This window comes from Stenotrophomonas sp. AS012628 (assembly GCF_010608305.1).
Lineage (GTDB): Bacteria > Pseudomonadota > Gammaproteobacteria > Xanthomonadales > Xanthomonadaceae > Stenotrophomonas > Stenotrophomonas geniculata.
Genome location: NZ_VMBJ01000018.1, coordinates 1 through 12,151 on the forward strand (window position 1 = coordinate 1; position 12,151 = coordinate 12,151).

The following is a 12,151-nucleotide window of genomic DNA, read 5'->3' on the forward strand; positions in this document are numbered from 1 at the left end:
CTGTTGAGGTTGCCGGCCAGCGGCCGGCACTACCGTGGGTGCAGGGCGCAGCCCTGCCGAACACCCCCCTAATCGTGACCGCTGTCGTCCAGGCTGATGATGCCGCGCCTCAGCGCCTGGGTCACCGCATGCGTGCGATCACCCACGCCCAGCTTGTCCATCAGGCTCTTCATGTGGGCCTTCACCGTCTGCTCGGAAATCTGCATGCGTTCGCCGATTCGCTTGTTCGACAGGCCACCGGCCACGTGCCGCAGTACCTCGGTCTCGCGCGGTGACAGGCGGTCTTCGATCACATGCGCGGCGATGCTGGCAGCCACCGCTGGAGGAATCGGCGCACGGCGGCCACCGGCCACCATGCGGATGGTGTCGACCAGTTCGTGGCGCAGCATGTCCTTCAGCAGGTACGCGCTGGCACCCGCCTGCAGGGCCCGCACCGCGCGTACATCGCCGCGGTAGGTGGTCAGCACAATGATGCGGGCACGTGGGTCCATCGCGCGGATCCGTACGATCGCTTCGACGCCATCCAGGCGTGGCATCTGCAGGTCCATCAGCACCACGTCGGGCTGCAGCTGCTGGTAGCGTGCGATGGCTTCCTCGCCATCGGCGGCCTCGCCGAGCAGGCGCAGGTCGGAATGGGCGCCCAGCAGCGCCGCCAGGCCGTCACGCAGCAACGGGTGGTCGTCGACCACCAGCACGCCGATCGGGGCAGGGGACTCAGTCATGGTTTGCTTTACTCCAGGGCCAGCGCCAACGCGATGGGCGGCGGTGATACAGGCGCCGGGCGGGAACCGCCAGCGCGACTTCGGTTCCCAGCCCGGCGCGGGTCCACAGCTGCAGTTCCGCACCGAGGCGCTGTGCACGTTCGCGCATGCCCTGCAGGCCCCAATGACCATGGCCGGCGTTCTCGTCGGCGATGCCGACGCCATCGTCGCGCACGTGCAGCAGGAAGCAACGCGTGCCGTACGACAGCTCCACTTCGATGGCGCTGGCGTTGGCGTGGCGCAACGCGTTGCGGATGGCCTCGCGACCAATCAGGAACACTTCCTCCGCGGCATCGGCCTGTAGTGGTGGCGTCGCGCCCTCAACGGTCAGGCGCAGAGGATTGGTGCCATGCCCCGCGTACTCGGCATGCACATCGGCCAATGCCGAAGCCAGGTCGCGGCCGGCGAAAGGGCCGTCGCGCAATGCGTTGACGCGTTCGCGGCCCTCGGCCAGATTGCGCTCGGCCAGCTGCATCGCCGACTCCAGCTGGCCGCGCACTGCTTCTGGCGTCTGCGCGGACTGGCTGATTGCATGCAGGCGCAGGATCAGGCCCTGGCTGCCCTGCAGCAGGGTGTCGTGCAGGTCGCGCGCAATGCGTTCACGTTCGCCATTTCGCTCCTGCAGGCGGGCGCGGAACAGCGCGGCGAGCTGGCCACTTCGGATGCGCACGGCCAGTACGAGCAGCGCCAGCACGGCGGCCACGCACAGCAGCTTGAACCACACGGTCTGGATGAAGGTGGGCGCGATGCGGAAGCTGCGGCTGGCCGGGACCGTGCTCCAGATGCCGTCCTCATTGGCGGCTTCCACGTCGAAGCGATAGCTTCCCGGCGCCAGGTTGGTGTAATAGGCGCGGGTGCTGCTGCCTGCGTCCTGCCAGCCGTCATCGACGCCGGATAGTCGATAGCGATAGCGGTTGCGCTCCGGGCGGGCCAGTGAAAGCGCCACGTAGTCGATCTGCAGCTGGCTGGTGCCGGCCGGCAGGCGCAGGCCGTCCCGCAGTGGTTGCTGTTCGCTGCCATACAGCACGTCGCCGATGCGAACGCTGGGTGCCAGTGTGTTGACGTGCGAACGCTTGGTGTCCAGCCAGGCCAGGCCCTGGTTGGTCGCCAGCCACAGAAGACCGTCGTCGGCCAGGGTGGCGGTGGCGATCGGCCCGCTCTGCAGGGCAATGCCGGGCATGCCATCCACCGCATCGAACAGGCGGGGCGTCACCTGCTGCCCTGCCTGCATTGCTCGGCGCAACAGGCTGCTCTCAAGACGCACCAGGCCACGGCTGCCATTGAGCCACAGATGCCCGCCCGCATCGGCGACCATGCCGGTGATGCCTTCGAGGACGCCGGCCATGTCGGTGCGCACTGCAACGAAGGGCCCCTCGCCGATGCGTGCGGCGAGTCCGGCTTCGCCGGCTACCAGCAGCAGGTCCTGATGCTGCAGCAGGGCGGTCACCGGCCCCACCGAAAGGCCCTGCGCTGCGCCGAAGGCATCGATGGTCGTGGTGCCCATCCGGCGCACGCGACCATCGGCGTAGCCGAGCAGCAGCTGGCCATGGGCGTCCAGCGCCAGGGAGGAGCAGGCCTGCTCGGGCAGGCGACTCGCCCGCTGCCATTGCTCGTCCCGGTAATGCAGGACACCGCGTTCGCCCGTGCATACCCAGGCCTGCGTCTCGTCGGGAAACAGCAGGGCGTGCAGCGGCTGCCCGGTGAACGGCGCGGGCAGCGGAATCAGCGTGGTACGGCCTTCGACAGTGCGCGCCAGATTGACCCAATCGAACTGCCAGATCGGCGCAGGTGCCTGCCGCGCTGCGGCCTGCAGCTGTGCGGCGCTGCCTTCCAGCAGGGACCGCCGCAGGTCGTAGGGCTTGAGGTCTTCACCGTAGCCGTACACCCGTCCGTCAGTGGTGCGCACCAGCGAGCGGTAGGGATCACTGGGGCCGACCGCCAGGGTGTGCACGCTGCGCGCGCGGAAGCGGTTGAGGCCAAGATTGGTACCTACCCAGAGGTTGCCTTCGCGGTCGGCGATGATCGGCACCGCCGAGGTGGCCGTCAGGCCATGCGGTGAATCGAAGCGCTCCATGCGCACGGCTCGGGTGCCGTCGAACGTGACCCGGGCGACGCCTCCATGCGGGCTCATCGTCGCCCACAGCGCGCCGTCGGTGGTGAACTGCATGCGGGCAGCGACCAGGTCGGGCAGGCGCCTCGCCTCACGTTCGGGCCCGGTCAGCAGACCATGTGCGTTTGCCAGTGGCGAGGCGCCACGGACGCGGTCGGCCAGCCATACCTCACCCTGCGGGTTTTCCACCAGTGTTGCCATCTGCGAGACGGCGATGCCGGTATCAATGAAGGCCGCCTGGTGGGGTCCGCGCATCCATATCTTCAGATCCGCCAGTACCCAGAACGTGCCACGGCTGTCATGCAACACCCATTGCACGCGGTGTTCCGGCAGCCCGGCGGAGGCCGGCGGGGGTTGCCAGCGCCGGCCATCGAACCAGCGCAGCCCACCATTGATCGCTGCCCAGAGGCGGCCCTCGCGGTCCTGGCTGAAGTGCGGCACCACGCCGACCGGTACGCCCTGTTGCCGACCGTAGTTGTGCAGTTGGCCGCGTGCGAGTTGGCTGATGCCGGCCTGGAAGTAGCCGATCCACATTGCGTCATTGCGCCCGACTGCCAGGGTGACCATGTTGGTGGACGGGAAGCTGCTGCCCGGTGGTGGCGCCTGGCGTTCAAAACGGCGGCCGTCGAAGCGGTACAGGCCAGAACCGGTCGCCAGCCACAGCAGTCCATCACGGTCCTGCGCAATGTCCCATATATCGCCAGGCGCACCCTGGCCGACCCGCCATGCAGTGTGCTCGTAGCCGGGCAGTCCGCTGCTCAGGGCGGGACGCTGCACGGCGAGCGCGGGCAGGGCGGTCATCAACAGCAGGCACGTCAGCAGCGCCGGTAGGCGACGCAGGAACGGGAAGGGGCGGCCACGCATGGTGCGCATTCTGGCAGGTGCGGGGCAGGCCAGGGTGACCCGAACGGGGTAGGCGGCACGCGGTCCGTTCCGATATCACGCCGGCATGCCCCGTGGAGCCCGGTCATGCAGCGCCTGTTCGTGATGTTTCCCGACCGTGGCCCGGGCCTCGGCCTGCTGTGGCTGCGGCTGTGCGTTGCGGCCGCTCTTTGCGGGCCCGGTATGCCAGGCGGCTGGTGGTCGGCCTTGTACCTGCTGGCCGTAGCGATGCTCGCACTTGGTGTGCTGACACCACTGGCGGCAGTGATGGCGGCCGTGGGTCTGTCCACGCTGCCCGGGCCTTGGCCACTGGCGCTGCTGCCTCTGGCCCTGCTGGTGCTGGGGCCGGGCGCCTATTCGCTGGACGCACGGCTGTTCGGTCGCCGCGTGATCGGCCGCCGGCCTCCCCCATTCGGGTAGGTGCTGGCCTCGACCGACGGGGGTAGGGCATCGTGCAGGCGCCCCGCACCATGGGCCACCCCCTCGCGGCGACCTCGATGGCCACCGTTACTCCACAGGAATTCCCCGCTGCGTCGCTGGCACCACAGCAGGTCGCAGCATTGCAGCGTGCATTGCGCTATGTCGATGAACACCTGTCGCAGCCGCTGCGGGTGACCGAGCTGGCGGCGGCCGCCTGCGTCAGCCGCTTCCATCTGGTGCGCCTGTTCCGTACCGGTACCGGTGCCAGCCCGTTGCGCTATGTGCGTCGCCGCCGCATCGAGCGTGCGCGCCAGCTGCTGCCGGGTGCGCAGTTGCCGATGGCCTGCCTGGCCCAGCAGCTGGGCTTCTTCGACCAGAGCCATTTCGTCCGCAGCTTCCGCGCGGAGACCGGCTGCAGCCCCGGCCAGTACGTCGCCGGCGATGCCGCCCTGTTGCTTCCCCTTGATCGTGTTTCCAACGGAGTCCATCCATGAGCCTTGCCACCGCCACTCCCGCCCCGGCGCTGCTGTCGCCGACCGACCACGCCCTGGTGCTGATCGACTTCCAGTCGCAGATGGCGTTTGCCACGCACACCATCGACATCTCCGCGCTGCGCAACAACGTGTCGCTGATCAGCAAGGGTGCCAAGGGCTTCCACGTGCCGGTGCTGCTGACCACGGTGGCGGAAGCCTCGTTCTCCGGCCCGATGTTCCCCGAACTGCCGCAGATCTTCCCGGGCCAGACGGTGTTCGACCGCACCTCGATGAATACCTGGGAAGACCAGCCGGTGATCGACGAGATCAACCGTATCGGCAAGCGCCGGCTGGTGATGGCCGGCCTGTGGACCAGCGTCTGCATCGTCGGCCCGGCGCTGTCGGCACTGGCGCAGGGCTTCGAGGTATATGTGATCACCGATGCCTGTGGTGATGTCAGCGAAGAAGCGCACGAGCGTGCGATCACCCGCATGGTGCAGGCCGGCGCGGTGCCGATGACCAGCGTGCAGTACCTGCTTGAGCTGCAGCGCGACTGGGCACGGGGTGAAACCTACGACCTGACCACCGGCATTGCCCGCGACCACGCCGGCGGCTACGGCATCGGCATCCAGTACGCCAAGCGCATGTTCGGCGCGCAGGAAGGCGGGCACTGAGCATGCTGGCTGGCCATGGCCTCGACCTGGCCCTGCTGATGCTGCGCGTGGCGGCAGGAGGCTTCCTGCTGCCGCACGCACTGGGCAAGCTGTTCGGCTGGTTCGGTGGACCGGGGCTGTCCGGCTTTGCTACCGAGCTGCGCGGTTTCGGGCTGCCGGCAGCGGCACCGTTGCCGTTGCTGCTGGCCCTGCTGCAGGTGCTGTCCGGGCTGGCCGTGCTGCTGGGATGGCAGACCCGCATCGCTGCGCTTGCGGCGGCCGCCTTCATCGGTTTCACCGTCCTGTTGGCCCTGCCCAGGGGCTGGTTCTGGATGCGCGGCGGCAGTGAGTACCCGGTGATGTGGACCACGGTACTGCTGGCCATCGCGCTGGCCGGGCCCGGCACCTGGGCGCTGGACGTCCACCGCCTTCCGGGAGACCTCGCATGAGTCACGATCCCCTCGATCACGGCCGCCGCAACGTGGTGTTGGCCAGCGGTGCCGCTGTTGCGCTCAGCCTGGCCGGTCGCGCCGGTGCTGCACTCGATTCCACTTCCAAGGAGCGTCGCATGAGCACGCTGGTCATCCGCAATGCCCGCATTACCACGCTCGATCCGCAGCAGCCGCATGCGCAGGCGCTGGCCGTTCAGGACGGGCGTATCGTCGCCGTTGGCAGCGACGAGGACATCATGCGTGGCTGGGGCAATGAAGCGACCCTGATCGACGCGCAGGGCCGGCGCCTGCTACCCGGCCTCAACGACAGCCACACCCACCTGATCCGTGGTGGCCTGAACTACAACCTGGAACTGCGCTGGGACGGCCTGCGCTCGCTGGGCGACGCCCTGGACATGCTGAAGGCCCAGGTCGACCGCACGCCCGCACCGCAGTGGGTACGCGTGGTCGGTGGCTTCACTGCCGCGCAGTTCAACGAGAAGCGCCTGCCGACGCTGCAGGAGCTCAATGACATCGCGCCGGATACGCCGGTGTTCCTGCTGCACCTGTACGACCGCGCGCTGCTCAACCGTGCCGCGCTGCGCGCGTGCGGCTACAGCAAGGACACGCCGGATCCGCCGGGCGGGCAGATCGTGCGTGATTCGCTGGGCAACCCGACCGGGCTGCTGCTGGCCAAACCCAATGCGTTGATCCTGTACGCCACGCTGGCCAAGGGCCCGCGCCTGCCGATCGAATACCAGGCGAACTCGACGCGCCACTTCATGCGCGAACTGAACCGGCTCGGCATCACCTCGGTGATCGACGCCGGCGGCGGCTTCCAGAACTACCCCGAGGACTACCAGGTCATCGAGCAGCTGCACCGCGATGACCAGTTGACGGTGCGCATCGCCTACAACCTGTTCACCCAGAACAAGGGCAGGGAAGTGGATGACTTCCGTGGCTGGAGCGAGATCCTGCAGCCGCGCCAGGGCGATGACCTGCTGCGCCACAACGGTGCCGGCGAGATGCTGGTGTTCTCCGCGGCTGATTTCGAGCTGTTCAACGAGCCGCGACCGGAGCTGCCACCAGAACTGGAGCCGGAACTGCACGACGTGGTGAAGCTGCTGGTCGAGAAGCGTTGGCCGTTCCGCATCCACGCCACCTACGACGAGAGCATCAGCCGCATTCTCGATGTCTACGAACAGGTCAACCGTGAGGTGCCGTTCGATGGCCTGCACTGGTTCATCGACCACGCCGAGACCATCACCCCGCGCAACATCGAACGCATCCGCGCGCTAGGGGGCGGCATCGCCGTGCAGCACCGCATGGCCTACCAGGGCGAAGCCTTCGTCGAGCGCTATGGCGTGCAGGCCGCGCGGCATACGCCGCCGGTCAGGCGCATGCTGGCCGAAGGCGTGCCGGTCGGTGCCGGTACCGACGCCACCCGCGTGGCCAGCTACAACCCGTGGGTGGCGTTGTCCTGGCTGGTGACCGGGCGCACCGTGGGCGGGCTGGCCCTGTATGGTGATGAGAACCTGCTTGAACGCGAACAGGCCCTGCGCCTGTGGACCCAGGGCAGCGCCTGGTTCTCCGGCGACGAGGCGGTGAAGGGCACGCTGAAAGCCGGCCAGCTGGCCGACTTCATCCTGCTCTCGGCCGACTTCTTCCGCGTCGACGATGCGCAGATCGCCGACATCACCAGCGTGCTGACCGTGGTCGGTGGCCGCATCGTGCATGCCGACGGCGACTACGCCGGGCTGGCGCCGCAGCTGCCGCCGGCGATGCCCAACTGGTCGCCGGTCAACAGGTTCGGTGGCTACCATGTCGGCGGTGCTGCCACCGGGTTGGCCGCCGCCCATCGCCACCATCACGGCGTGGCCTGCAGTACGCATGGTGCTCACGGTCATGCCGCGCGACGTGCGGCGCCCACCGATGACCTGGCCGCCTTCTGGGGCGCGATGGGATGCTCGTGCTTCGCGTTCTGAGCCTGGCGCTGCTGGCCGTGCCATCGCTGGCGCTGGCCTGCGAGGGTGGCCATTGCACTGGCGCCGGCGACGGCCAATTGCGGTGGGACGCCTCGCTGCGCTTGCGTGGCCTGTACTACGACCCGACCCGGTTCGGCATCGGTGGCAGTGAAGATGGCTACGGCCTGCTGCGCGCGCTGGCCTCGGCCACCTATGCGGAGGACAGCTGGCAGGCGAAGCTGCAGCTGGGCGTGCATGCCGAGAATGGCAAGGCAGGCGGCCCTGGCCGCACCGACCGCAGCGCGCTGGACGTGCAGCAGGCGTACTGGCGCTGGCAGCGTGGCAGCGTCCACCTGCAACTGGGCCGGCAGGAAGCCGGCTATGGCAGCTCGCGGCTGCTGTCGGTGCGCGATGGGCCGAACATCCGCCTGGCCTTCGATGGTGCGCGCCTGGTGTGGAAGGGCCGCCTCGGCACGCTTGATCTGATGGCACTGCGACCGGTGCAGAACCGGCCGGGAGCCTTTGATGATCGCGGCGAACACGGTGCCCGCCTGTGGGGTGCCTATGCCACCACGGCACGCGGGCAGGGCGCAGGACAATGGGATCTGTACCTGCTGGACTACCGCCGGGAAGGAGCACGCTTCTCGGCGGGTTTCGGCATCGAACGGCGGCAGACCGTGGGTACGCGCTGGTTCGGCCAGTCCGGTTCACTGGACTGGAACAGTGAACTGGTGGCGCAGGGCGGTGAACTGCGCACCTCGGCAGCTACGCTCGACATCCGCGCCTGGACGCTGGCCACCGACACCGGCTGGCGCTGGACGGACCTGCCGCTGCAACCGCGGTTGGGGCTGAAGGCGGACATCGCCAGTGGCGATGGCAATCTGCATGACGGCCGCCTGGGAACCTTCAACGCACTGTTCCCGAAATCGGCCTACTTCAGCGAGGCCAGCCTGCTGGCCCCGGCCAATCTGATGGACGTCCAGCCGACCCTGGCCCTGCGTCTGCACGACGCGGTGACGACGGAGCTGGGCGTACAGATGGCCTGGAAGCATCGTCGCGCCGATGCGGTGTACACCACGCCGGCACCGCTGGTGGCTTTGCCGGGCAGCGCCGGTGGCGCGCGCCGCATCGGTAATCAGTACAAATCCGAAACCCGCTGGCAGGCCAGCGAACACTGGCAATGGCAGCTGCAGCTGGCCTGGGTCGATGCGGGTCCTGCGCTGAAGCAGGCCGGTGGCCAGGACACGCTGTTTGCCTCGATCGTCGGAGCATGGCAATGGTGAACGCAACCGCGTCGCAACCCCCCGCACAGGCCGCAGGTGCCTGGTCCCCGCTGAAGATCAGGATGTTCCGCTCGATCTGGCTGGCGATCCTGGCCAGCAACATCGGCACCTGGGTCAACGACGTGGCCGCCGCCTGGGTGATGGCCGAGCGTACCGGCTCGCCGTTGATGGTTGCCCTGGTGCAGTCGGCCACCACCGTGCCAATCGTGCTGCTGGCGCTGGCCGCCGGAACGCTGGCCGACATCGTCGATCGCCGCAGGTACCTGCTGGCGACCCAGGGCTGGATGCTGCTGGTCGCCGCGATAATGGCGACACTTACCGCGATGGACATGCTCACCCCGCAGCTGCTGGTGCTGCTGACCTTCTGCATGGGCTGCGGTGCAGCGATGGCGATGCCGGCGCAGGCCGCGATCGTGTCTGAACTGGTGCCGCAACCGATGCTGGCTTCGGCAGTGGCGCTGAACTCGATAGGCATCAACATCGCGCGCTCGATCGGCCCGGCTATCGGCGGTGTGATCGTGGCGCAGCTGGGTGCGGTCTGGGCGTTCGGCTTCAACGCCATCACCTTCGCCGCGATGCTGTTCGTGGTGTGGGGCTGGAAGCGCGACCCGAAGCAGTCGAGCCTGCCGCCGGAGGGTTTTGGCGCAGGGCTGAAGGCGGGCCTGCGTTATGCCAGCCGTGCCGGACGCCTGCAGGCCGTGCTGATCAAGTCGGTCGGCTTCTTTTTCTTTGCCGCGGCGATGAACGCGTTGCTGCCGGTGGTGGTGCGTGGGCAGATGCACGGTGGGGCCGGGCAGTACGGCACGCTGCTGGGCTGCATCGGTATCGGTGCAGTGGGCGGTGCCTTGCTGCTGCCGAAGCTGCGCGCGCAGATGGATCGCGACCTGCTGGTGCTGCTGGCCACGCTCTCACTTGCGCTGAGCCTGGTCGGGCTGGCGCTGACCCGCAGCTGGTACGTGCTGCCATTGGTGATGCTGATCAACGGTTTTGCCTGGATCACCGTGCTGTCGTCACTGCAGATTGCCGCCCAGACCGCGGTACCAGCGTGGGTACGCGCGCGTGCACTGGCGCTGTACATCATGGTGTTCTCCGCCGGCATGGCGGCCGGTGGCCTGAGCTGGGGTGCGCTGGCTCAGCGTACCTCGCCGGAGCTGGCGTTGCTGGTGGCTGCCGCAGGTGCGGTGATCGGCGGATTGCTGGTGTGGCGCGTGCGCATCGCCGGTACCGAAGACCTGAACCTGCGTCCGGCCGGGCACTGGCCGGCACCAGAGCTGTCGGTGCCGGTGTCGAACGATCGCGGCCCGGTGCTGGTCACCATCGAGTACCGTATCGACGATGCTGATCGTGCCGCGTTCCAGGCGCAGATGCGCGCGCTGGGCACGATCCGCCGCCGCGATGGTGCCGTGGTCTGGGGCGTGGTCGAGGATGTGGCCAGCCCGGGCATCCACCTGGAGTATTTCGTGACCCCGTCGTGGCTGGAGCACCTGCGCCAGCACGAGCGCATCACCGCCGACGACAAGGCGACCCAGGAAGTGCTGCGGGAACTGCATCGCGGTGAGCGCGCACCGGTGGTACGCCACTTCGTGGGTGGGCATGACCCGCTGCCGAAGACCGGGGTCCCGCACCACCACAGCGACATCTGACAAAAAGGGGACGGAGGGGATCAAGTCGTTTGTGCACAAACGACTTGATCCCCTCCGTCCCCTTTTTGTGCGGCGGCGCTGGGTAGCGCCGCCGCGGTGAATCACTTACGCGCGAACGCCAGCAGGTCGGCGTTGAACTGGTCGGCGTGGGTAACGGTCAGGCCGTGCGGGGCACCGGGGTACACCTTCAACTCGGCGTCCTTGATGATCTGCGAGGACAGCTTGGCCGAGGCATCGAACGGCACGATCTGGTCGTCATCACCGTGCACGACCAGCGCCGGCACATCGATCTTCTTCAGGTCCTCGGTGTAGTCCACTTCCGAGAACTCGTGCACGCAGTCGTACTGACCCTTGACGCCACCGAGCATGCCCTGCAGCCAGAACACATCACGCATGCCCTGGGTAACGGTGTTGCCGTCGCGGTTGGCGCCGAAGAACGGCGTGGTCAGGTCCTTGAAGAACTGCGAGCGGTCACCGCCGGTGCCCTTGCGGATGCTGTCGAAGACTTCCAACGGGGTGCCGGCCGGGTTGGCTTCGGTCTTCAGCATCAGCGGCGGCACCGCGCCGACCAGCACCACCTTGGCCACGCGCTTGCTGCCGTGGCGGCCGATGTAGTGGGCCACTTCGCCGCCACCGGTGGAATGGCCGACCAGGATCGCATCCTTCAGGTCCAGTGCTTCGATCACTGCGGCCAGGTCATCGGCGTAGGTGTCCATGTCGTTGCCGTCCCAGGTCTGGCTGGAGCGGCCGTGGCTGCGACGGTCGTGAGCGATCACGCGGAAGCCGTTCTGGCCCATGAACAGCATCTGCGGGTCCCAGGCATCGGACGACAGCGGCCAGCCGTGGGCGAACACGATCGGCTGGCCGGTACCCCAATCCTTGTAGAAGATGCGGGCGCCGTCGGCGACGGTGACGAAGTTGCTCATTGCGGTTTCCTTGGCGGAAGGGAGGGAAGGCACTGGCAGTTGTGCCGGTGCCTCCAGCAGTACAGCGCAGCGCCAGGCCGGCGACTTGCACGGCTGTGCTGGATTACACCGGATGTGACGCATATCGCTCTGGCACGAAGCCGTTCCGGCATTGAGGATGGCGGTAGCCCTGCTGAGGAGCCTGCGATGTTGAATGCGTGTTGGAGTCCGCTGTTGTGCCTGCTACTGGCCGCGGGCGCGCACGCTCAGACCAACGTCTACAAATGCGTGGACGGGCCGCATCCGGTCTACCAGCAGACGCCGTGCCAGGGGCATGCGGAATGGCGCTGGGAGGTGCCGGCGGAGCCGGCCTCAACGGGTTCAACCATGGCCAAGGCAGCGAGCCCAGCCTCAAGCCGTCCGCGTGTGGTACGGCAGGCGCGTGCGCGGGCTGCACTGATATCGATCAGCGCGGATCCTGCCGCCTGTGAGCGCGCGCGGCAGCAACGCGCAAAGGTGCTGGCCAATGGCAAGCGCATGGACTTCGTGCAGCGCCGGCAACTGGACGATGCCGTGCATGAGGCGTGCCGCTGACACGAAATGGTGCCGGAAACGACAACGGCGCC

11 protein-coding genes are annotated in these 12,151 nt (G+C 67.9%); 8 read left to right on the plus strand and 3 right to left on the minus strand.

What is annotated here, in order from left to right:
• Positions 1 to 68: 68 nt before the first annotated feature.
• The gene (locus tag G5A07_RS10080) at positions 69 to 722 is read right to left on the minus strand and encodes a response regulator transcription factor (protein WP_010485096.1); all 654 of its coding nucleotides are present in this window, start codon (positions 720 to 722) and stop codon (positions 69 to 71) included.
• A complete protein-coding gene (locus tag G5A07_RS10085) occupies positions 715 to 3,744 on the minus strand; it encodes a sensor histidine kinase (protein WP_191863268.1) in 3,030 nt (1,009 codons plus the stop codon). Before G5A07_RS10085 ends, G5A07_RS10080 begins: the two co-directional genes overlap by 8 nt.
• A 96-nt stretch (positions 3,745 to 3,840) precedes the next feature.
• Between G5A07_RS10085 and G5A07_RS10090 the strand changes: the two genes are divergently transcribed.
• The 7 genes from G5A07_RS10090 to G5A07_RS10120 all read left to right on the plus strand — a co-directional run bounded on the left by G5A07_RS10090 (position 3,841) and on the right by G5A07_RS10120 (position 10,620).
• On the plus strand, positions 3,841 to 4,173 hold the full coding sequence (locus tag G5A07_RS10090; RefSeq protein ID WP_019337881.1) for a hypothetical protein: 333 nt from the start codon (positions 3,841 to 3,843) through the stop codon (positions 4,171 to 4,173).
• A gap of 50 nt (positions 4,174 to 4,223) precedes the next feature.
• Positions 4,224 to 4,667 (plus strand): AraC family transcriptional regulator, encoded by a 444-nt coding sequence (locus tag G5A07_RS10095; protein ID WP_019337880.1) that lies wholly within the window; start codon positions 4,224 to 4,226, stop codon positions 4,665 to 4,667.
• Positions 4,664 to 5,320 (plus strand): hydrolase, encoded by a 657-nt coding sequence (locus G5A07_RS10100; RefSeq protein ID WP_010485105.1) that lies wholly within the window; start codon positions 4,664 to 4,666, stop codon positions 5,318 to 5,320. The genes G5A07_RS10095 and G5A07_RS10100 overlap by 4 nt, the downstream gene beginning before the upstream one ends.
• A 2-nt stretch (positions 5,321 to 5,322) precedes the next feature.
• A complete protein-coding gene (locus tag G5A07_RS10105; protein WP_191863269.1) occupies positions 5,323 to 5,748 on the plus strand; it encodes a DoxX family protein in 426 nt (141 codons plus the stop codon).
• A gap of 119 nt (positions 5,749 to 5,867) precedes the next feature.
• The gene (locus G5A07_RS10110) at positions 5,868 to 7,715 is read left to right on the plus strand and encodes an amidohydrolase (protein WP_191863287.1); all 1,848 of its coding nucleotides are present in this window, start codon (positions 5,868 to 5,870) and stop codon (positions 7,713 to 7,715) included.
• A complete protein-coding gene (locus G5A07_RS10115; protein ID WP_053443202.1) occupies positions 7,694 to 8,977 on the plus strand; it encodes an alginate export family protein in 1,284 nt (427 codons plus the stop codon). The genes G5A07_RS10110 and G5A07_RS10115 overlap by 22 nt, the downstream gene beginning before the upstream one ends.
• Positions 8,971 to 10,620 carry an MFS transporter gene (locus G5A07_RS10120; protein WP_191863270.1) on the plus strand — a complete coding sequence of 550 codons (1,650 nt, stop codon included), beginning with the start codon at positions 8,971 to 8,973 and terminating at the stop codon, positions 10,618 to 10,620. The genes G5A07_RS10115 and G5A07_RS10120 overlap by 7 nt, the downstream gene beginning before the upstream one ends.
• A 101-nt stretch (positions 10,621 to 10,721) precedes the next feature.
• Here the strand turns inward: G5A07_RS10120 and G5A07_RS10125 are convergent, their stop codons facing one another.
• Complete coding sequence (locus G5A07_RS10125) at positions 10,722 to 11,546, minus strand: alpha/beta hydrolase (RefSeq protein ID WP_053443200.1); 825 nt, start codon at positions 11,544 to 11,546, stop codon at positions 10,722 to 10,724.
• 186 nt (positions 11,547 to 11,732) lie between these two features.
• On the opposite strand from G5A07_RS10125, the gene G5A07_RS10130 reads away from it, so the two are divergent.
• Complete coding sequence (locus tag G5A07_RS10130) at positions 11,733 to 12,119, plus strand: hypothetical protein (RefSeq protein ID WP_071305362.1); 387 nt, start codon at positions 11,733 to 11,735, stop codon at positions 12,117 to 12,119.
• The last annotated feature ends 32 nt before the right edge of the window (positions 12,120 to 12,151 follow it).

Excerpts from the sequence above, each read along its gene's own strand:
- G5A07_RS10130 (WP_071305362.1), top strand. The coding sequence starts at position 11,733 with ATGTTGAATGCGTGTTGGAGTCCGCTGTTGTGCCTGCTACTGGCCGCG.
- G5A07_RS10105 (WP_191863269.1), top strand. The coding sequence starts at position 5,323 with ATGCTGGCTGGCCATGGCCTCGACCTGGCCCTGCTGATGCTGCGCGTG.
- G5A07_RS10095 (WP_019337880.1), top strand. The coding sequence starts at position 4,224 with ATGGGCCACCCCCTCGCGGCGACCTCGATGGCCACCGTTACTCCACAG.
- G5A07_RS10110 (WP_191863287.1), top strand. The coding sequence starts at position 5,868 with ATGAGCACGCTGGTCATCCGCAATGCCCGCATTACCACGCTCGATCCG.
- G5A07_RS10120 (WP_191863270.1), top strand. The coding sequence starts at position 8,971 with ATGGTGAACGCAACCGCGTCGCAACCCCCCGCACAGGCCGCAGGTGCC.
- G5A07_RS10085 (WP_191863268.1), bottom strand. The coding sequence starts at position 3,744 with ATGCGCACCATGCGTGGCCGCCCCTTCCCGTTCCTGCGTCGCCTACCG.
- G5A07_RS10100 (WP_010485105.1), top strand. The coding sequence starts at position 4,664 with ATGAGCCTTGCCACCGCCACTCCCGCCCCGGCGCTGCTGTCGCCGACC.
- G5A07_RS10115 (WP_053443202.1), top strand. The coding sequence starts at position 7,694 with ATGCTCGTGCTTCGCGTTCTGAGCCTGGCGCTGCTGGCCGTGCCATCG.
- G5A07_RS10080 (WP_010485096.1), bottom strand. The coding sequence starts at position 722 with ATGACTGAGTCCCCTGCCCCGATCGGCGTGCTGGTGGTCGACGACCAC.
- G5A07_RS10090 (WP_019337881.1), top strand. The coding sequence starts at position 3,841 with ATGCAGCGCCTGTTCGTGATGTTTCCCGACCGTGGCCCGGGCCTCGGC.
- G5A07_RS10125 (WP_053443200.1), bottom strand. The coding sequence starts at position 11,546 with ATGAGCAACTTCGTCACCGTCGCCGACGGCGCCCGCATCTTCTACAAG.